The 19,036-nt window shown below is 60.1% G+C and carries 19 protein-coding genes; 14 read left to right on the top strand and 5 right to left on the bottom strand.

The features are described 5' to 3' along the window. Position 1: 1 nt before the first annotated feature. A complete protein-coding gene (metB, locus tag ACJ8HN_RS23680) occupies positions 2-1,162 on the bottom strand; it encodes a cystathionine gamma-synthase (protein ID WP_060448501.1) in 1,161 nt (386 codons plus the stop codon). A gap of 304 nt (positions 1,163-1,466) precedes the next feature. Here metB and metJ point away from each other — a divergent pair, with 304 nt between their 5' ends. Next, entirely contained in the window at positions 1,467-1,784 is a 318-nt protein-coding gene (gene metJ / locus ACJ8HN_RS23675; RefSeq protein WP_006317756.1) for a met regulon transcriptional regulator MetJ, read from the top strand. A gap of 77 nt (positions 1,785-1,861) precedes the next feature. Here metJ and rpmE read toward each other — a convergent pair whose 3' ends face one another. Continuing rightward, entirely contained in the window at positions 1,862-2,077 is a 216-nt protein-coding gene (gene rpmE, locus ACJ8HN_RS23670) for a 50S ribosomal protein L31 (RefSeq protein ID WP_004931078.1), read from the bottom strand. A gap of 199 nt (positions 2,078-2,276) precedes the next feature. Between rpmE and priA the strand changes: the two genes are divergently transcribed. From priA to rraA, 7 genes are all read left to right on the top strand, one after another. Then, complete coding sequence (priA, locus tag ACJ8HN_RS23665; protein WP_033649904.1) at positions 2,277-4,472, top strand: primosomal protein N'; 2,196 nt, start codon at positions 2,277-2,279, stop codon at positions 4,470-4,472. Positions 4,473-4,763: 291 nt separating this feature from the next. Further along, positions 4,764-5,792, top strand: coding sequence for a DNA-binding transcriptional regulator CytR (cytR, locus tag ACJ8HN_RS23660; RefSeq protein WP_004931082.1), 1,029 nt, complete (start codon positions 4,764-4,766; stop codon positions 5,790-5,792). Positions 5,793-5,857: 65 nt separating this feature from the next. After that, complete coding sequence (gene ftsN / locus ACJ8HN_RS23655; RefSeq protein WP_442518075.1) at positions 5,858-6,781, top strand: cell division protein FtsN; 924 nt, start codon at positions 5,858-5,860, stop codon at positions 6,779-6,781. Between the two features lie 102 nt (positions 6,782-6,883). Then, entirely contained in the window at positions 6,884-7,414 is a 531-nt protein-coding gene (gene hslV, locus ACJ8HN_RS23650; RefSeq protein ID WP_033649891.1) for an ATP-dependent protease subunit HslV, read from the top strand. Between the two features lie 12 nt (positions 7,415-7,426). After that, positions 7,427-8,761: an HslU--HslV peptidase ATPase subunit gene (gene hslU / locus ACJ8HN_RS23645; RefSeq protein ID WP_060423742.1), complete on the top strand. Its 1,335-nt coding sequence runs from the start codon at positions 7,427-7,429 to the stop codon at positions 8,759-8,761. A gap of 96 nt (positions 8,762-8,857) precedes the next feature. Next, entirely contained in the window at positions 8,858-9,775 is a 918-nt protein-coding gene (locus tag ACJ8HN_RS23640) for a 1,4-dihydroxy-2-naphthoate polyprenyltransferase (RefSeq protein WP_033636436.1), read from the top strand. 75 nt (positions 9,776-9,850) lie between these two features. Beyond that, positions 9,851-10,336: a ribonuclease E activity regulator RraA gene (rraA, locus tag ACJ8HN_RS23635; protein WP_004931090.1), complete on the top strand. Its 486-nt coding sequence runs from the start codon at positions 9,851-9,853 to the stop codon at positions 10,334-10,336. A 60-nt stretch (positions 10,337-10,396) separates the two neighbouring features. On the opposite strand, the gene zapB is transcribed toward rraA, so the two are convergent. After that, positions 10,397-10,636: a septal ring assembly protein ZapB gene (zapB, locus tag ACJ8HN_RS23630; protein WP_004931092.1), complete on the bottom strand. Its 240-nt coding sequence runs from the start codon at positions 10,634-10,636 to the stop codon at positions 10,397-10,399. A gap of 524 nt (positions 10,637-11,160) precedes the next feature. Here zapB and ACJ8HN_RS23625 point away from each other — a divergent pair. The 3 genes from ACJ8HN_RS23625 to glpX all read left to right on the top strand — a co-directional run bounded on the left by ACJ8HN_RS23625 (position 11,161) and on the right by glpX (position 14,698). Then, positions 11,161-12,006: an MIP/aquaporin family protein gene (locus tag ACJ8HN_RS23625; protein WP_049195738.1), complete on the top strand. Its 846-nt coding sequence runs from the start codon at positions 11,161-11,163 to the stop codon at positions 12,004-12,006. Positions 12,007-12,048: 42 nt separating this feature from the next. After that, the gene (glpK, locus tag ACJ8HN_RS23620) at positions 12,049-13,557 is read left to right on the top strand and encodes a glycerol kinase GlpK (RefSeq protein WP_033654537.1); all 1,509 of its coding nucleotides are present in this window, start codon (positions 12,049-12,051) and stop codon (positions 13,555-13,557) included. Positions 13,558-13,687: 130 nt separating this feature from the next. Continuing rightward, positions 13,688-14,698, top strand: coding sequence for a class II fructose-bisphosphatase (gene glpX, locus ACJ8HN_RS23615; RefSeq protein ID WP_033654536.1), 1,011 nt, complete (start codon positions 13,688-13,690; stop codon positions 14,696-14,698). 192 nt (positions 14,699-14,890) lie between these two features. Here the strand turns inward: glpX and emrD are convergent, their stop codons facing one another. Continuing rightward, a complete protein-coding gene (gene emrD, locus ACJ8HN_RS23610; protein WP_033649888.1) occupies positions 14,891-16,075 on the bottom strand; it encodes a multidrug efflux MFS transporter EmrD in 1,185 nt (394 codons plus the stop codon). Between the two features lie 297 nt (positions 16,076-16,372). Between emrD and ACJ8HN_RS23605 the strand changes: the two genes are divergently transcribed. Together ACJ8HN_RS23605 and fpr are read left to right on the top strand one after the other, a co-directional pair. Beyond that, positions 16,373-16,984: a helix-turn-helix transcriptional regulator gene (locus tag ACJ8HN_RS23605; protein ID WP_049195683.1), complete on the top strand. Its 612-nt coding sequence runs from the start codon at positions 16,373-16,375 to the stop codon at positions 16,982-16,984. A 3-nt stretch (positions 16,985-16,987) separates the two neighbouring features. Beyond that, positions 16,988-17,734, top strand: a complete 747-nt coding sequence (fpr, locus tag ACJ8HN_RS23600) for a ferredoxin--NADP(+) reductase (protein ID WP_442524032.1) — start codon at positions 16,988-16,990, stop codon at positions 17,732-17,734. 11 nt (positions 17,735-17,745) lie between these two features. On the opposite strand, the gene ACJ8HN_RS23595 is transcribed toward fpr, so the two are convergent. After that, positions 17,746-18,165: a DUF805 domain-containing protein gene (locus ACJ8HN_RS23595; protein ID WP_033639143.1), complete on the bottom strand. Its 420-nt coding sequence runs from the start codon at positions 18,163-18,165 to the stop codon at positions 17,746-17,748. A gap of 199 nt (positions 18,166-18,364) precedes the next feature. Here ACJ8HN_RS23595 and ACJ8HN_RS23590 point away from each other — a divergent pair, with 199 nt between their 5' ends. Continuing rightward, complete coding sequence (locus ACJ8HN_RS23590; protein WP_033636444.1) at positions 18,365-18,949, top strand: DUF1454 family protein; 585 nt, start codon at positions 18,365-18,367, stop codon at positions 18,947-18,949. Positions 18,950-19,036 lie beyond the last annotated feature (87 nt).

Raw genomic sequence — 19,036 nt, 5'->3', positions numbered from 1 at the left:
CTTACCTCGTTGCCGCCGCCTGGAAAGCGCGTTCCAGATCGGCAATCAAATCTTCACTGTCTTCAATACCCACGGAAATGCGCAGCAGGCTCTCGGAGATGCCGGCCGCTGCCCTCGCCTCCGCCGCCATGCCGGCGTGGGTCATGGTCGCTGCATGCGAGATCAGGCTTTCTACGCCGCCCAGCGATTCTGCCAGAGTAAACAGCTCAAGGGCAGAGAGAAAACGGCGCAGCACCGCTTCATCGCCGTCCAGTTCAAAGCTCAGCATCGCGCCGAAACCGCGCTGCTGCCGGCGGGCGATCTCATGCCCCGGATTTTCCGGCAGGGAGGGATGATACAGCTTTTTCACCAGCGGTTGCTGCTGTAAATAGCCGACAATCGCTTCGGCGTTTTGCTGCGCCGCCTTGATGCGCGGCGACAGCGTGCGCATGCCGCGCAGCAGCAGATAGCTGTCGAACGCGCCGCCGGTCACGCCGATATTGTTCGCCCACCAGGCCAATTCGACCGCCAGCTCGGGATCTTTGGCAATCACCGCGCCGGCCACCACGTCCGAATGCCCGTTCAGGTATTTGGTGCAAGAATGGACCACCAGATCGGCGCCGAGTTCGATCGGTTGTTGCAGGGCCGGGCTGAGGAAAGTGTTGTCCACCACCGTCAACGCGCCCGCCGCGTGCGCGGCAGCGCAGATCGCCGCAATGTCCACCACCCGCAGCAGCGGATTGCTGGGGCTTTCAATCAACACCAGCTTCGGTTTTTGCGCCAGCGCCTGCTGCAGGGCTTCTTCATTACCCTGATCGACGAACAGCACGCGATAGGCGCCGCGCTTGCTCAGGCTGTCGAACAGCCGATAGCTGCCGCCGTAGCAGTCGTGCGGCGCCACCAGCAGATCGCCGGGCTTCAGCAGCACGGTGGTCACCAAATGGATCGCCGACATCCCGCTGCCGGTCATCACCGCGCCGGCGCCGCCCTCCAGCTCCGCCAACGCGCGTTGCACCACGTCGCGCGTCGGGTTGCCGCGGCGCGAGTAATCATGGGCTCGGGGTTGATTGAAGTCGGTAAAGTTATAGGTGCTGGACAGATGAATCGGCGGGACGACGCAGCCGTACTGTTCGTCGTCGTTCAGGCCGCTGCGTACGGCAATCGTGGCTGGTTTACGCGTCATGGGCTCGCTCGGCTCTCGGTTCGGTGAATGAGGCCTAAAGAGTAATCGCAGGATTGATAGACGTCAATACATCTGGACATCTAAACTTCTTTGCGTATAGATTGAGCAATGACACAATACCCGCTAAAATTATGCCGATATGACATGACGATAAGATGTTAAGCCACAATGCCCGGCCGAAGCGGGGCATTCAGTGACCCTGGTCGCGTAAAATTGACATTTATTTAGTGAGAACAGTGAAGATCGGGCATAATTGGCCGGTTTTTAGAATTTTGTAATTTTTCTGACAAAGTTAAGGTGTCCCATGGCTGAGTGGAACGGCGAGTATGTCAGCCCTTACGCTGAACACGGTAAAAAAAGCGAGCAAGTCAAAAAGATCACGGTATCCATTCCGCTGAAGGTCCTGAAAATCCTCACCGACGAACGGACCCGTCGCCAGGTGAACAACCTGCGCCACGCCACCAACAGCGAACTGCTGTGCGAAGCGTTTCTGCATGCCTTTACCGGCCAGCCGCTGCCGAACGATGAAGACCTGCGCAAAGAGCGCAGCGATGAAATCCCGGAAGCCGCAAAAGTGTTGATGCGCGAACTGGGTGTCGATCCCGATACCTGGGAATATTGAGAACCGCCCGGCGAACGCCGGCGGCAGAAACGAAAAAAGGCGCCAAAGGCGCCTTTTTCATCGGACGATAAGAAATCTTATTTCTTAGCGCCTGGTACGCTGAAACGCTTGTTGAAGCGGTCAACGCGGCCACCGGTAGCCACGTCACGCTGCTTGCCAGTGTAGAACGGGTGGCATGCGCCACAAACGTCCAGGTTCAGATCGTGGCCCACGGTGGAGCGGATCTTCATCACGTTACCGCAAGAGCAGTTAGCAGTAACTTCTTCGTATTTTGGGTGGATACCTTGTTTCATGGGAAACCTCAGTTAAGGCCGTGTCGCTATCCAGCCCTGTTTCGCCAGACACCACACGTGGTTGATAATAGAATTTTGGTATCGAATTATACCAAAGGCGGCAAATTATACAGCATTAGCCGGCGCGCGCAATCGGAACCGTACATTTGCCGATGCGCCGTGTAAACTGATGCCCACTTTTTTCAATTTGGATGAGATCATGCCCGTCGTACACGTTGCCTTGCCGGTTCCCCTCGCCCGCACCTTCGACTATCTGCTGCCGCCCGGCATGCAGCCGGTGGCCGGCGCGCGCGTGGGCGTGCCCTGGGGCAGGCAGCATGCGATCGGCATCGTCACCGGCTGCAGCGACACCAGTGAACTGCCGCTGGACAAGCTCAAACCGATCGACAGCGTGATCGACGCCGAATCGCTGTTCTCCCCCAGCCTGTGGCGCATCCTGCGCTGGGCCAGCGATTACTATCACTACCCCATCGGCGAAGTGCTGTTCCATGCGCTGCCGATCCTGCTGCGGCAAGGCAAACCGGCCGAGGCCGCGCCGCTGTGGCAATGGTTCGCCACCGAAGAGGGGCGCGCCACCCCGCCCGAAAGCCTGAAACGCGCGCCGAAACAGCAGCAGGCGCTGGCGGCGCTGCTGCAACGCCCGGTCTATCGCCATCAGGTCAGCCAGCTTGAGTTGACGGAAAGCGCCCTGCAGGCGCTGCGCGCCAAAGGGCTGATCGATCTGCGCGCTCAGGTCGCGGATACGCACGACTGGCGCCCCAACTTCGCAGTGCTCGGCGAGCGGCTGCGGCTGAACACCGAGCAGGCTACCGCCGTCGGGGCGATCAGAAGCGAGGATGAGCAGTTCGCCGCCTGGCTGTTGGCGGGGGTAACCGGCTCCGGCAAGACCGAAGTCTACCTCAGCGTGCTGGAAAACGTGCTGGCCAAAGGCCGACAGGCGCTGGTGCTGGTGCCGGAAATCGGCCTGACGCCGCAAACCATCGCCCGCTTTCGCGAGCGCTTCAACGCGCCGGTAGACGTGCTGCACTCCGGGCTGAACGACAGCGAACGGCTGGCGGTTTGGCTGCGCGCGCGCAGCGGCGAAGCCGCCATCGTCATCGGCACCCGTTCGGCGCTGTTCACGCCGTTCCGTCAGTTGGGCGTAATCATCATCGACGAAGAGCATGACAGCTCTTATAAACAGCAGGAAGGCTGGCGCTACCACGCCCGCGATCTGGCGGTGTTCCGCGCCCGGGAAGAGGACATCCCGATGGTAATGGGCTCCGCGACCCCGGCATTGGAAACGCTGCACAACGTGCAACTGGGTAAATATCGCCAGCTGAAGCTCACCCAGCGCGCGGGCAACGCCAAACCGGCAACGCAGCACCTGATCGATCTAAAGGGGCTGCCGCTGAAGGTCGGCCTGTCGCAACCGCTTTTGAAAAGCATGCAGCACCATTTAAAAGCCGGCAATCAGGTGATGCTGTTCCTCAACCGCCGCGGTTATGCCCCGGCGCTGCTTTGCCACGAGTGCGGCTGGATCGCCGAATGCCAGCGCTGCGATCACTACTACACCTTCCACCAGCACCAGCGCCAGCTGCGCTGCCACCACTGCGACAGCCAGCGGCCGGTGCCGCACCAGTGCCCACAGTGCGGCTCCACTCACCTGGTGTCGGTCGGCGTCGGCACCGAACAGCTGGAGCAGGAGCTGGCGCCGCTGTTCCCCGACACGCCGATCACCCGCATCGATCGCGACACCACCAGCCGCAAAGGGGCGCTGGAGCAGCACCTGGCGGATATTCATCGCGGCGAAGCGCGCATTCTGATCGGCACGCAGATGCTGGCCAAGGGCCACCATTTTCCCGACGTCACGCTGGTGGCGTTGCTGGACGTGGACGGCGCGCTGTTCTCCGCCGACTTCCGCTCCGCCGAGCGTTTCGCTCAGCTGTATACCCAGGTCTCCGGGCGGGCCGGCCGCGCGGGCAAACAGGGTGACGTGCTGCTGCAAACCCACCATCCGGAGCACCCGCTGCTGCAGGTACTGCTGCAACAGGGTTACGACGCCTTCGCCAAACAGACGCTGGCGGAGCGCAACAGCGTGTTTCTGCCGCCTTACACCAGCCACATCATCGTGCGCGCCGAAGATCACGACAACCAGCAGGCCCCGCTGTTCCTGCAGCAGCTGCGCAACCTGCTGGAAGCCAGCCCGCTGAAGGACGATTCGCTGTGGGTGATGGGCCCGGTGCCGGCGCTGCAGTCCAAACGCGGCGGCCGTTTCCGCTGGCAGCTGCTGCTGCAGCACCCGACGCGGCGCGTCCTGCAACAGCTGATGAAAAGCTCGCTGCCGCTGATCGGCACCCTGCCGCAAACGCGCAAGGTGAAATGGACGCTGGATGTCGATCCGATCGACAGCTGATCCCGGAAAAGTCCGATTTAGCTGCCGCAGTGCAAACGTTTACCCTTGAAATTGCGAGCGAACGCTAAAAAACCTTCTCAGGTCACATTTTTTATGCAAATTAGGTAACAAAGGCGGGGCGTATTCTGTTTAGAATGTCTGCGAGGGCAAATTTTGTCGCCACATCGCAGCGCGACGGAGTGCCCGAACGCGAGTGGCGCTCAATGACAACAATTTCGCCACCGCATGCCGGACATTGTGAGCAAACAGCAGTAGTGGCGTCGGCATGGGGCTGACGCAAGGAGAAAGGCGTTGGAACACAAGAAAGAGTTATCCATGGCGACCATGAAAGACGTCGCCGAAATGGCGGGCGTTTCAACGGCTACCGTATCGCGTGCGCTGATGAACCCGGAAAAGGTGTCAACGCCGACGCGCCAGAAAGTGGAACAGGCCGTCCTGGCCGTGGGTTATTCTCCTCATGCTCTGTCACGCAATATCAAGCGCAACGAATCCCGCACCATCCTGGTGATCGTGCCCGACATCTGCGATCCGTTTTTCGCCGATGTGATCCAGGGGATCGAACAGACCGCCGCCCAACAAGGCTATCTGGTGCTGATCGGCGACTGCGCGCAGCAAAACCAGCAGGAGCGCACCTTCGTCAATCTGATCATCACCAAACAGATCGACGGCATGCTGCTGCTGGGCTCCAACCTGCCGTTCGACGCCAGCAAGGAAGAGCAGCGCAACCTGCCTCCGATGGTGATGGCCAACGAGTTCGCTCCCGAGCTGGAACTGCCGACGGTGCACATCGACAACCTGACCGCCGCCTTTGAAGCCGTGCATTATTTGCATCAATTGGGCCACCGGCAGATCGCCTGCGTCGCCGGGCCGGAACAGATGCCGCTGAGCCATTATCGGCTGCAGGGTTACGTTCAAGCACTACGTCGTAATGGCATTACCGTCGAAAGCAGCTATATTACCCGGGGTGATTTTACCTACGAAGCCGGCGCGCAAGCGCTGACGGCGCTGATGGCACAGCCGAAACCGCCGACGGCGGTATTCTGCCACAGCGACGTCATGGCGATCGGCGTGCTGTCCCAGGCGAAGAAAATGGGGCTGCGGGTGCCGCAGGATCTGTCGATCGTCGGCTTTGACGACCTCAAGCTGGCGCAGTATTGCGATCCGCCGCTGACCACGGTGGCGCAGCCGCGCTTCCAGATCGGCCAGCAGGCGATGTTGTTGCTGTTGGAGCAGTTGAACGGCCAGACGGTGGCCAGCGGCTCCCGGCTGTTGGACAGTGAATTGATTATCAGAGGCAGCACCGCTGCCCCGAAACGCTAGTCAAATATTTTAGGGTTCAGTAACATGACGGACTTATCCTTTCATCAGGACACAGCGGAATAATAGTGGCACAAAAAGACTATGTAAGCCGTGGGCGCGCAGCAGGAGCTAAGCGTAAAACCCCCAGCCGTAAAAAACGCAGTTCTCCGAAGGTTTCCAAAACCGTGCTGGCGTTAGCCGCCGCGTTGCTGGTTGTCTTTGTCGGTGGCCTCTATTTCATTACGCACAACAAGCCGGAAGACGCGCCGTTGTTGCCTGCGCATACCACGCGCCCCGGCAACGGCCTGCCGCCGAAGCCGGAAGAACGCTGGCGCTACATCAAAGAGCTGGAAAACCGGCAGATCGGCGTGCAAACCCCGACCGAACCGACGGCCGGCGGCGAGCTCAATTCCAAAACTCAGCTGACCGCCGAACAGCGGCAACTGCTGGAACAGATGCAGGCCGACATGCAGCAGCGCCCGACGCAGCTGAACGAAGTGCCGTATAACGATCCGGGCCAGGCCAACGCGCGCAGCGCTCGCCAGCAGCAGCAGATGCAACAACAGCAAATGCAGCAGCAGCCGGTGCAGCAACAGCAGCAGGTCAGCCAGCCGCCGCGCAACCCGTTCAACAACGGGGCCACCACCGCGCCGGTGCAGCCGCACCCGCAGCCAAAACCGACTACCCAGCAACCGGTGCAGGTGAAACAGCCTGAGCCGAAGCCGCAACCGAAGCCGGAAGTGAAACAGGAAACGGCCAAGCAGGAAACCAAACCGGAATCAAAACAGAAGTGGATGGTGCAATGCGGTTCGTTCCGCGCCACCGATCAGGCTGAATCCGTGCGTGCGCGCCTGGCGTTCGAAGGCATCGAGAGCCGCATCACCGCCGGCGGCGGTTGGAATCGCGTGGTGCTCGGCCCGTACAGCAGCCGCGCCGCCGCGGACAAAACCCTTTCGCGCCTGAAGGGCGTCGGCATGTCGAGTTGCATTCCCCTCTCCGTTGGGGGTTGAAAAGCGTCAATCCCCCCCCATCTATACTCTCAATATGCCTCGTAGCGTCTGCGAAAGCAGGCGCTGCGGGGGCTTCTTTCCGTCTTTAACGAGGGTCTGCTCGTGACAACAATTGTAAGCGTACGCCGCAACGGCCAGGTCGTCATCGGTGGTGATGGCCAGGCAACCCTGGGTAATACGGTGATGAAGGGTAACGTCAAGAAAGTGCGTCGCCTGTATAACGACAAAGTGATCGCCGGTTTCGCCGGTGGCACCGCTGACGCCTTCACGCTGTTTGAACTGTTTGAACGCAAACTGGAAATGCATCAGGGCCACCTGGTGAAAGCCGCCGTCGAGCTGGCGAAAGACTGGCGCACCGACCGCATGCTGCGCAAGCTCGAAGCGCTGCTGGCGGTCGCCGATGAAAACGCTTCGTTGATCATCACCGGCAACGGCGATGTGGTGCAGCCGGAAAACGATCTGATCGCCATCGGCTCCGGCGGCCCTTACGCTCAGGCCGCAGCCCGCGCCATGTTGGAAAATACCGAGCTGAGCGCCCGCGACATCGTTGAGAAATCCCTCAACATCGCCGGCGACATCTGTATTTACACCAACCATTTCCACACCATTGAAGAATTGCCTTCCAAAGCGTAAGGATCGAATACCATGTCTGAAATGACCCCGCGCGAGATCGTCAGCGAACTGGACAGCTATATCATTGGCCAAAACAAGGCCAAACGCGCTGTCGCCATTGCCCTGCGCAACCGCTGGCGCCGGATGCAGCTCAACGAGATGCTGCGTCACGAAGTGACCCCGAAAAACATTCTGATGATCGGCCCGACCGGCGTCGGTAAAACCGAAATCGCCCGCCGTCTGGCGAAGCTGGCCAACGCGCCGTTCATCAAGGTTGAAGCCACCAAGTTCACCGAAGTGGGCTATGTGGGCAAAGAAGTGGACTCCATCATCCGCGATCTGACCGATGCCGCCATCAAAATGGTGCGCATGCAGTCGATCGAGAAAAACCGCACCCGTGCCGAAGAGTTGGCCGAAGAGCGCATTCTCGACGTGCTGATCCCGCCGGCCAAAAACAACTGGGGCCAGCCGGAAGAAAATCAGGAACCGTCCGCCGCCCGCCAGGCATTCCGCAAGAAACTGCGCGAAGGCCAGCTGGATGACAAAGAGATCGAAATCGATCTGGCCGCCGCGCCGATGGGCGTGGAAATCATGGCGCCTCCGGGCATGGAAGAGATGACCAACCAGCTGCAGTCGATGTTCCAGAACCTCGGCGGCCAGAAGCAAAAGCCGCGCAAGCTGAAGATCAAAGAAGCCTTCAAGCTGCTGGTGGAAGAAGAAGCCGCCAAGCTGGTGAACCCGGAAGAGCTGAAAGAGCAGGCGATCGAAGCGGTTGAACAGCACGGCATCGTGTTTATCGACGAGATCGACAAAATCTGTAAGCGCGGCGGCCAAAGCTCCGGCCCGGACGTCTCGCGCGAAGGCGTGCAGCGCGATCTGCTGCCGCTGGTGGAAGGCTGCACCGTGTCCACCAAGCACGGTATGGTGAAGACCGACCACATCCTGTTCATCGCTTCCGGCGCGTTCCAGACCGCAAATCCGTCGGATCTGATCCCGGAACTGCAGGGCCGTCTGCCGATCCGCGTTGAGCTGCAGGCGCTGACCACCGAAGACTTCGAGCGCATCCTGACCGAGCCGAGCGCGTCGCTGACCGAGCAGTACAAAGCGCTGATGGGCACCGAAGGCGTCAACATCGAGTTCACCGCCGACGGCATCCGCCGCATCGCCGAAGCCGCGTGGCAGGTCAACGAAAGCACCGAGAACATCGGCGCGCGTCGTCTGCACACCGTGCTTGAGCGTCTGATGGAAGATATTTCCTACGAGGCGAGTGAAATTAATGGCCAATCCATTACAATTGATGCGGATTACGTGCGCAGTCATCTGGATGAACTGGTGGCGGATGAAGATTTGAGTCGTTTTATCCTATAATCGCTCAATCATTGTCTTGTCAGTCATCTGTGTGGGAGGCATTGCCTCCCACAATTATTTCTAACGGACACCGCAACTTACTGACAGAAGCGAAACATGAGCTCATCGACCCCCACCACCCCGATCTCCGCCTGGCTGGAAAGTCTACGCCCCCGCACCCTGCCGTTGGCCTTTGCCTCCATCGTGGTCGGTTCGGCAATCGCCGCCTGGCACGGCAGCCTGAAACCCGAAGTGGCGCTGCTGGCGCTGTTGACTGCCGGCCTGCTGCAGATCCTCTCCAATCTGGCGAACGACTACGGCGATGCCGTCAAAGGCAGCGACAAAGAAGATCGCATCGGGCCCTTGCGCGGCATGCAAAAAGGCATGATCACCCAGGCGCAGATGAAACGGGCGCTGGTGGTGACGGTGGTGCTGATCGCCCTCGCCGGCTGTTCGCTGATCGCCGTCGCCTGCGAGCAACCCAGCGACGTGGTCGGCTTCCTGGTGCTGGGCGGGCTGTCTATCGTGGCGGCCATCACCTATACCGTCGGCAACAAGCCCTACGGGTATTTGGGGCTGGGCGACATCTCGGTGCTGGTATTCTTCGGCTGGCTGAGCGTAGCCGGCACCTACTATCTGCAAACGCACACCTTCGACAGCGTCGTGATGCTGCCGGCCACCGCCTGCGGCCTGCTGGCGACGGCGGTGCTCAACATCAACAATCTGCGCGATATCGAGAGCGATCGCGAAAACGGCAAGAATACGCTGGCGGTGCGTCTCGGCCCGCACAAGGCGCGCATTTACCATGCCCTGCTGCTCGGCGGCGCGGTGCTGTGTTTCGCGCTGTTTACGCTGTTCAATCTCCACAGCCCATGGGGCTGGCTGTTCGTGCTGGCGATCCCGCTGCTGGTGCGCCACGGCCTGCGCGTACTGCGCGATCCGACGCCGGTCGGCATGCGGCCGATGCTGGAGCACATGGTCAAGGCGGCGTTGCTGGCCAACCTGCTGTTCGCTATCGGCGTGGCGCTCAGTTAAAAACTGATGATTTTGCCAACAGGGCGAATAAAGGGATATACTGAACATTCCAGCGGCAAACAGACGTAAAATCCTATGAAATACGATACTTCCGAACTTTGCGACATCTATCATGAAGAGGTGAACGTTGTTGAACCTCTGTTCTCCAATTTTGGCGGGCGTACTTCATTTGGCGGGCAGATCACCACGGTGAAATGCTTTGAGGATAACGGCCTGTTGTTCGATCTGCTTGAAGAAAACGGCCGCGGCCGCGTGCTGTTGGTCGACGGCGGCGGTTCGGTACGCCGGGCGCTGATCAACGCCGAACTGGCGCGCCTGGCCGCCCAGAACGAATGGGAAGGCATTGTGGTGTACGGCGCGGTGCGTCAGGTGGACGATCTGGAAGAGCTCGACATCGGCATTCAGGCGATGGCGGCGATCCCGGCGGGCGCGGTAAGCGAAGGCGTGGGGGAAAGCGATATCCGCGTCAACTTCGGTGGCGTCACCTTCTTCTCCGGCGATCACCTGTATGCCGACAACACCGGCATCATCCTCTCCGAAGACCCGCTCGACATCGAGTGATTTTCGGTCATGAAAAAGGGCGCCGCAGGCGCCCTTTTCGTTGCTGCCTGGCGTGAGGAATCAGACCTCTTCCATTTTGCCCAGCAGAGCGCGCAGGCGATCTTGCCATACGTGCTGTTCTTCTTTCAGCTGTTGGTTTTCGCGCACCAGCGCTTCGTGGTTGCCGGAGGCAGCCTGAACTTCCTGCGACAGAGAGTTGTTTTTGTCTTTCAGCTCTTCAATTTCCATCTGCAACAAGGTGATGGTATCAATCGCCTGCTGTACTTTTGCTTCCAGTTTCTCAAATACTTCAAATGACATGCTTCAGTCCCCTCATGATAGCAAGGCGTACATCTATAAGTAGCGGCCGCAACGTCGGCTGCAGCTACTGCGAATATTGCATCGCGCTCAGTGACGCGCGCCGTTATGGAAGGCGCGCCAGTCTCGATTCGTTAAAAACGATTGTAAGTAGCCAGTCTCCGCCTGTCTAGCAACATACCGGATCATCGCGCAGTCTGTTGCAATTTTCCTGCCTCCGCCATCAGCAAAAACTGAAAATCCCCGCCGCCGCCGCCGCGAGTTGTTAACGCCCCTCGCCAAACCACTGGTCAGATCACACTTTTATGGCTCAGAAAGAACACTAAACGACGCGAAATCGCTCAATTTTATGACGAGCTACACACATTTTGATTTCGCTATTTCTCGTTTATGTTCGTTAACGATAAATTTACATCACGTCCTCATTCAATAATTGGACGAGATGAAAAAAACTGTGCCCATAGGTCAGATGTATACCTAACTGAGCCTATAAACCAACAACCGCCGTTTTGCAGGACAACAACATTATGAGCCAAACCACCAGTCCGACATTAAAAGGCCAGTGCATCGCCGAGTTCCTCGGCACGGCGCTGCTGATCTTCTTTGGCGTAGGCTGCGTTGCCGCGCTGAAACTGGCGGGCGCCAGCTTCGGCCAGTGGGAAATCAGCATCATTTGGGGCCTGGGCGTCGCCATGGCCATCTATCTGACCGCCGCCATTTCCGGCGCGCATCTCAACCCCGCGGTCACCCTCGCTCTGTGGCTGTTCGCCTGCTTCGACGGGCGCAAAGTGGTGCCTTACATCATTGCGCAGATCGCCGGTGCCTTCTGCGCCGCCGCCCTGGTCTATGGGCTGTACTACAACCTGTTCTTCGACTTCGAAGCGGCTCACCACATGGTGCGCGGCAGCAACGAAAGCCTCGAGCTGGCCAGCATCTTCTCGACTTACCCTAACGCGCATATCTCCGTCGGCCAGGCCTTCCTGGTAGAAATGGTGATCGCCGCCATTCTGATGTGCCTGATCCTGGCGCTGACCGACGACGGCAACGGCATTCCGCGCGGCCCGCTGGCGCCGCTGCTGATCGGTATTCTGATTGCCGTGATCGGCGCCTCCATGGGACCATTGACCGGCTTTGCGTTGAACCCGGCGCGTGACTTCGGGCCGAAACTGTTCGCCTACCTGGCCGGCTGGGGCAAAGTCGCCTTCACCGGCGCACGCGACATCCCGTACTTCCTGGTGCCGATCTTCGCCCCTATCGTCGGCTGTGGCCTGGGCGCTTTCGGTTACCGCGCGCTGATTGGCCGCCACCTGCCGTGCGATGTCTGCGTGACGGAAGAAGAGCCCGACGCCAAGACCCAGCAGCGCAAAGCATGATGGGTGCAGTTTTACACGGTTAACAACAGCAGGATAATTACCATGACTGTAGAAAAAAAATACATTGTCGCACTCGACCAAGGGACCACCAGCTCACGCGCCGTCGTGCTCGATCACGACGCCAACATCGTTGCGGTATCGCAGCGCGAATTCCCGCAGATCTATCCCAAGGCCGGCTGGGTTGAGCACGACCCGATGGAAATCTGGGCGTCGCAAAGCTCGACGCTGGTAGAAGTGCTGGCGAAAGCCGACATCAGTTCCGATCAGATCGCCGGCATCGGCATCACCAACCAGCGCGAAACCACCATCGTCTGGGAAAAAGAGACCGGCAAGCCGATTTACAACGCCATCGTCTGGCAGTGCCGCCGCACCGCCGACATCTGCGAGAAGCTCAAGCGCGACGGCCTGGAAGAGTACATCCGTCACAATACCGGCCTGGTGGTTGACCCGTACTTCTCCGGCACCAAGGTGAAGTGGATCCTGGACAACGTCGAAGGCGCCCGCGAGCGCGCCAAGCGCGGCGAACTGCTGTTCGGCACCGTCGATACCTGGCTGGTGTGGAAAATGACCCAGGGGCGCGTACACGTTACCGATTACACCAACGCCTCACGCACCATGATGTTCAACATCCACGAGCTGGACTGGGATGAGCGCATGCTGGAAGTGCTGGATATCCCGCGCGCCATGCTGCCGAAAGTCCGTCCTTCCTCCGAGGTGTACGGCCAGACCAACATCGGCGGTAAGGGCGGTACGCGTATTCCTATCGCCGGTATCGCCGGTGACCAGCAGGCAGCGCTGTACGGCCAGCTGTGCGTTCAACCGGGCATGGCGAAGAACACCTACGGCACCGGCTGCTTCCTGCTGATGAACACCGGCAAAGAAGCGGTGCGTTCGAAAAACGGCCTGCTGACCACCATCGCCTGCGGCCCGCGCGGCGAAGTGAACTATGCGCTGGAAGGCGCGGTGTTCATCGGCGGTGCGTCTATCCAGTGGCTGCGCGACGAGCTGAAACTGATCAGCGACGCCGCCGACTCCGAATACTTCGCCACCAAGGTGAAAGACAGCAACGGCGTCTATGTGGTGCCGGCCTTCACCGGCCTGGGCGCCCCTTACTGGGATCCGTACGCCCGCGGTGCCATCTTCGGGCTGACCCGTGGCGCCAACAGCAACCACATCATCCGCGCCACGCTGGAATCCATCGCTTTCCAGACCCGTGACGTGCTGGACGCCATGCAGGCCGACGCCAACACTCGCCTGCAATCGCTGCGCGTGGACGGCGGCGCGGTCGCCAACAACTTCCTGATGCAGTTCCAGTCCGATATTCTCGGCACTCGCGTAGAACGCCCTGAAGTGCGTGAATCGACGGCGCTGGGCGCCGCGTTCCTGGCGGGCCTGGCCATCGGCTACTGGAACGATCTGGATGAAGTGAAGAGCAAAGCGGTGATTGAACGCGAATTCCGCCCAAGCATCGAAACCACCGAACGCAACTACCGCTACGGCGGCTGGAAAAAAGCGGTGGCTCGCGCTCAGGCGTGGGAAGAGCACGACTAAACCCAGCCTTGTCGTTACCCCCCAAATTGCGCTGCCTGCGGGCGGCGCTTTTTTTTGCCCCGCCCCGCCGGTGCCGCGCTGTGATAGACTTTGCCGATATTTTCTTCTCTTTCTCACAGACAGGTTTGCCATGAAACGTGAATTAGCCATCGAATTTTCCCGCGTTACCGAAGCCGCCGCGCTGGCGGGCTACAAATGGCTGGGACGCGGCGACAAGAACGCCGCCGACGGCGCGGCGGTCCACGCCATGCGCATCATGCTTAACAACGTGGATATCGATGGGCGCATCGTGATCGGCGAAGGCGAGATCGACGAAGCGCCGATGCTGTATATCGGCGAACAGGTCGGCACCGGCCAGGGCGACGCGGTCGACATCGCGGTCGATCCGATCGAAGGCACCCGCATGACCGCCATGGGCCAGTCCAATGCGCTGGCGGTATTGGCGGTGGGCGATCGCGGCACCTTCCTGCACGCGCCGGACATGTACATGGAGAAGCTGGTGGTCGGCCCGGCGGCGCGCGGCGCCATCGATCTCAACCTGCCGCTGGCGGAGAATCTGCAGAACGTCGCCGCCCGGCTGGGCAAACCGCTGTCGCAGCTGACGGTGATTGTCTTGGCCAAACCGCGCCACGACGGCGTCATCGCGCAGATGCAGCAGCTCGGCGTGCGGGTGTTCGCCATTCCTGACGGCGACGTGGCGGCCTCCATTCTCACCTGCATGCCGGAAAGCGAGGTCGATGTGATGTATGGCATCGGCGGCGCGCCGGAAGGGGTGATCTCAGCCGCGGTGATCCGCGCGCTGGACGGCGACATGCAGGCGCGTTTGCTGCCACGCCATGAGGTGAAAGGCGACAGCGCCGAGAACCGCCGCATCGGCGAACAGGAGCTGGCGCGCTGCCGGGAGATGGGTATCGAAGCCGGTCAGGCGCTGCGTCTGGATCAGATGGCGCACAACGACAACGTGATCTTCTCCGCCACCGGCATCACCAAGGGCGATCTGCTGGAGGGCATCAGCCGCCAGGGCAATATGGCCACGACCGAAACGTTGCTGATCCGCGGCAAGTCGCGCACCATCCGCCGCATCCGTTCAACCCACTATCTGGATCGTAAAGACCCGGCGCTGCACGAGTTTTTGCTGTAACGAAACAGGGCGCCGAATGGCGCCCTGATGATTGATGACAAACCTCATGACCTTGCCTGGTTGGCAGAGAGCAACGAATAGAAAACCAGGAAAATCAATTTATTGATTTTCGGCTGATAACCACAAAGGGGGAAAAATCACGCTTTTTCCCCCTTTGTCAACTGCATGAGGGCGCCGAATGGCGCCCTGTCGTTATGCGGTATGCCCCTGATGTTGCATCCGGTTGGACAGCGGCCACCAGCACAGCAAGATCAACAGCGCCATCGCGAACATCAGCAATCCGAGGCTGAACTGCCCGGTTTGCGGCAGCATGGCGGAAAGCCAGGTCGCAAGCCCCGATCCCATATTCTGCATGCCGCCCACCAATGCGCCCGCCGCGCCGGCCAGGTAAGGGAACGGCTCCATCGCCCCCGTGGTCGCCAGCGGGAACAGCATGCCGGCGCCGAAGAAGAACAGCGCGGCCGGCACGATCAGCGTCCAGATGTTCATCACGCCGAACCAGCCCGGGATCCACATCATCGCCCCCGCCAACAGGCAGCTAATCACCGAATGCCACATCAGCGTGTGGAAGGTCTTGCCGTCGCGCCCGGCGTACCAGGCACCGAAAAACGCCGCCGGGATCGGCAGAATGAACAGGATGCTGACGGTCAGGCCACTCAGCCCCAACACGCCGCCCATCAACACGCCGCAGCTGGCCTCGAATACCGCAATGCCCGCCAGCGCGCCGATCAGCATCACCAGATAGCAGCTGAAGGTGCTGTCAGCCAGCAGCTGGCGGAAACTGGCCAGCATGCGGCGTTTTTCCGTTTGCACCGGGCGGGTTTCCGGCAGCCAGCGGAACATGGCGAAAGCGACGCAGGCGCACAGCGCCAGCAGGAAGGCGTAGCTGGCACGCCAGCCGAACACCATCGCCAATGCGCCGCCGATCACCGGCGCCAGCAGCGGGCTGACCAAAATCCCCATATTCAGCAGGCTGTTGGCATAGCGCAGCGCGGTGCCGGCATACAGATCGCGCGGCATGGTGCGCGCCATCACGCCCGCCACGCCGGTGCCCATGCCCTGAATCGCGCTGGCGGCGACCAGCATCGTCAGGTTAGTGGACAGCAGCGCGCCCAGCGCGCCGATCAGGAAGATCATCATGCCGGTCAGGATCACCGGACGACGCCCGATACGATCCGATATCGGCCCGTAAATCAGCTGGGAGAAACCGTAGGTCAGCAGATACGCCGCCATCACCCGTTGCACGGCGCCGGTGCGAACCGACAGATCGTGGGCGATATCAGCAATAACGGGAACATAAATGGTTTGCGCCATCTGGCCGACGGCGACCAACAGGATAAGCATCACCAGCAGGTGAAAATTCTCTAGTTTTCTCATTATCTTCGTTAACGTTTCAACTCGTCACAGCGTCCCGGAATGGCCGTTGCAGCAGCCAGAACGGCGAGCAGCCCTCTATGGCGGCATAAACTAATCAAATCTGATTTTTTTAGCGAGTTTCAGGCAGATATTGATCCAGGTCACACTGGCAGCAAACCCGACCAGGCTCGTAAATTAAACTGTACGTCTAACGCTTTGGAGTTAAAAACAGCGCCCTTGCAGTAGCCGCGCTTTAGCATTTAATCGATAATCCTTTTCATCAACTTGAAATAAAATAACACCATAGGGATTTGGTTCATGAAAACACCTGAGCTGATTTTATTGCAGTTAAAGGCTCTCGGCCCGCACTCGGCCAAAATGCTGGCGGAGCGTCTGGACATCACGCCGATGGGCATCCGACAACATCTGCAATCCCTGGAAAAACGTGAGTTGGTTTGTTACGAAGAAGCGCGCAGCAAGGTCGGCCGCCCGACGCGCTACTGGTCGCTGACCGAGCGAGGGCATGCCTTTACGGCCGCCGACCAGGAGCGGTTGCGGGCATCCGCGCTGCAGCTGTTTGGCGGCGCCGGGGTGGAACCGTTGCTCAGCGCGCGCGAAGAGCAGCTTTATCTGCGTTATGCCGAAGAGCTGTCCGCCGAGCGCAGCCATCAGGACCGGTTAGCCCGCCTGGTGCGCCTGCGGCAACATGACGGTTACATGGCTGAATTGCTCGACCACCCGCACGGCGCGCTGCTGGTGGAAAACCACTGCCCGATCGGCGTGGCCGGCTCCAGCTGCAGTAGCCTGTGCAATTCCGAGCTGCAGCTGTTTCACCGCCTGTTCGGCAACGACTACCGGGTAGAGCGCACCGCGCACGCCATTTCCGGCTCACGACATTGTGCTTATTTGATTCGACCACGGGAGCTTTAGAGTATGGCTGAATGGGTAAACGGCAAGGTTACGCAGGTAAAACAATGGACCGACGGGCTGTTCAGCCTGGTGGTCCATGCCCCTATCGATCCTTTCACCGCCGGGCAATTCACCAAGCTGGCGCTGGAGATCGACGGCGAACGGGTGCAGCGCGCCTACTCCTACGTCAATGCCCCCGACGACGCCAATCTGGAGTTCTATCTGGTCACCGTGCCGGAAGGCAAACTGAGCCCGCGCCTCAATCAACTGCAGCCGGGCTCGGACGTGATGGTAACCAAAGAAGCCGCCGGCTTCTTCGTGCTGGACGAGGTGCCCGACTGCGACACGCTGTGGATGCTGGCGACCGGCACCGCCATCGGCCCCTATTTATCGATTCTGCAGCAGGGCATCGGGCTGGAGCGCTTCAACAACCTGGTGCTGGTGCACGCCGCGCGCTTTGCGCGTGACCTGAGCTACCTGCCGCTGATGCAGCAACTGCAGCAGCGCTACAACGGCAAGCTGCGCATCCAGACCGTCGTCAGCCGCGAAGAGGCGCCCGGTTCATTGACCGGCCGCGTACCGGCGCTGATCGAGGACGGCCGGCTGGAAGCGGCGATCGGCTTGACCATCGACGCCGAAACCAGCCACGTGATGCTGTGCGGCAACCCACAAATGGTGCGGGACACCCAGCAAACGCTGAAAGACCACCGCCAGATGCGCAAGCACCTGCGCCGCAAGCCGGGCCACATCACCAGCGAACACTACTGGTAACCCGGCGAGGGTCAGCGGAACTTCACCGGTTCGGCTTCCGGGCCGAACCGGTTATCTCCCGGCGTGCCGACGAAGGCCCCCAGATCGATCATCATCATCACGATAATCAGCGTCGGAATGAAACGCCCGACGCCCCATTGCCAGATCGGCGCCAGCATCTGCCAGTTCCCCGCCGCCAGCATCCACGCCAGGATCAGCAGCAGCGCCCACCAGCCGGCCTTGTTGCGATCGTGCAGGCGCTTGACCAGCACCGCCGCCGTCGGCCACAGCAACGCCACGATAAAGAAGGCGATGGATTGGATGGCGATCAGCTGATAATTGGCCAGCGTAAACGCCGCCGCCATCAGCGCCAACCACAGCCCCATCCAAATCCAGAAGTCGCGCCGCCCGATGCGGCCCTTAAAAGAAAAACACCACTGTTGTAACGTCATCGATTCCTGCGCTCTAAGCCTGCCCATATTCTGCGCCGCAGTGTAACATAGGCGCTGCCGGGCCGAGTTTTCCGCCTCGCATAACGCGGTGCGCCGCACAGCTTTCTCGTCAGCGAACCGATAATGGCGTGGGATCTTTGACAAGCCCCGCGGGTTATCGCTTTAATCGGAGCCATCTTTGTCCTTGATGCCATACGCCATGCTGAGAAAAACCCTCGTCATCGCCTGCCTGCTGCAGGCGGCCGCCAGCGCCTGGGCCGATCCGCCGCCCACCGAAGCGACGCCCGCCGCACCTTACCTGCTGGCCGGGGCGCCGACGTTCGATCTGACGGTGGTCAAATTCCGCGAAAAATACAACCGCGACAACCCGAAGCTGCCGATTGGCGAATTCCGCGCCATTCCCGCCGCCGAAGACGATTCGCCGCTGCTGACGCGCGCCGCCAGCAAACTCAACGAAAACCTGTACGCCTCCACCGCGCTGGAGAAAGGCACTGGTAAAATCAAAACGTTGCAGATCACTCACCTGCCGCTACAGCAGGCCAATGAAGAAAAAGCCGCGCGCGCCATCGCCATCAGCTACATGGCGGCGCTGATGCGCCAGTTCGAACCGGCGTTGACGGTGGAACAGAGCCAGAACAAGGTGAACAGCCTGCTGGAAAAAGGCAAAGGATCGCGCTTTTACCAACAGCAGGTCGGCGCCATTCGCTATGTCGTTTCGGACAACGGCGATAAAGGCGTAACCTTCGCGGTTGAACCGATTAAGCTGGCGCTTTCCGAGCCGTAACGGCGCGGCATTTAATGACGAAAAGCAAAGCCTTCGCGCTTAATGATCTCTATACTGTTGGGCAGGTAAACTGCCGGTCCGGCAGTT

The organism is Serratia sp. CY29653, assembly GCF_052169255.1.
GTDB classification, from domain to species: domain Bacteria; phylum Pseudomonadota; class Gammaproteobacteria; order Enterobacterales; family Enterobacteriaceae; genus Serratia; species Serratia sarumanii.
The sequence above is the reverse complement of the archived record's forward strand: the minus strand, read 5'-3'. Positions and strand labels throughout refer to the sequence as shown.

Coding starts and splice junctions, on each gene's coding strand:
- metJ (WP_006317756.1), top strand. CDS start 1,467: ATGGCTGAGTGGAACGGCGAGTATGTCAGCCCTTACGCTGAACACGGT.
- ACJ8HN_RS23625 (WP_049195738.1), top strand. CDS start 11,161: ATGAGCCAAACCACCAGTCCGACATTAAAAGGCCAGTGCATCGCCGAG.
- emrD (WP_033649888.1), bottom strand. CDS start 16,075: ATGAGAAAACTAGAGAATTTTCACCTGCTGGTGATGCTTATCCTGTTG.
- metB (WP_060448501.1), bottom strand. CDS start 1,162: ATGACGCGTAAACCAGCCACGATTGCCGTACGCAGCGGCCTGAACGAC.
- ACJ8HN_RS23640 (WP_033636436.1), top strand. CDS start 8,858: ATGAGCTCATCGACCCCCACCACCCCGATCTCCGCCTGGCTGGAAAGT.
- rraA (WP_004931090.1), top strand. CDS start 9,851: ATGAAATACGATACTTCCGAACTTTGCGACATCTATCATGAAGAGGTG.
- zapB (WP_004931092.1), bottom strand. CDS start 10,636: ATGTCATTTGAAGTATTTGAGAAACTGGAAGCAAAAGTACAGCAGGCG.
- priA (WP_033649904.1), top strand. CDS start 2,277: ATGCCCGTCGTACACGTTGCCTTGCCGGTTCCCCTCGCCCGCACCTTC.
- ACJ8HN_RS23590 (WP_033636444.1), top strand. CDS start 18,365: ATGCTGAGAAAAACCCTCGTCATCGCCTGCCTGCTGCAGGCGGCCGCC.
- fpr (WP_442524032.1), top strand. CDS start 16,988: ATGGCTGAATGGGTAAACGGCAAGGTTACGCAGGTAAAACAATGGACC.
- ACJ8HN_RS23595 (WP_033639143.1), bottom strand. CDS start 18,165: ATGACGTTACAACAGTGGTGTTTTTCTTTTAAGGGCCGCATCGGGCGG.
- rpmE (WP_004931078.1), bottom strand. CDS start 2,077: ATGAAACAAGGTATCCACCCAAAATACGAAGAAGTTACTGCTAACTGC.
- ACJ8HN_RS23605 (WP_049195683.1), top strand. CDS start 16,373: ATGAAAACACCTGAGCTGATTTTATTGCAGTTAAAGGCTCTCGGCCCG.
- hslU (WP_060423742.1), top strand. CDS start 7,427: ATGTCTGAAATGACCCCGCGCGAGATCGTCAGCGAACTGGACAGCTAT.
- glpX (WP_033654536.1), top strand. CDS start 13,688: ATGAAACGTGAATTAGCCATCGAATTTTCCCGCGTTACCGAAGCCGCC.
- glpK (WP_033654537.1), top strand. CDS start 12,049: ATGACTGTAGAAAAAAAATACATTGTCGCACTCGACCAAGGGACCACC.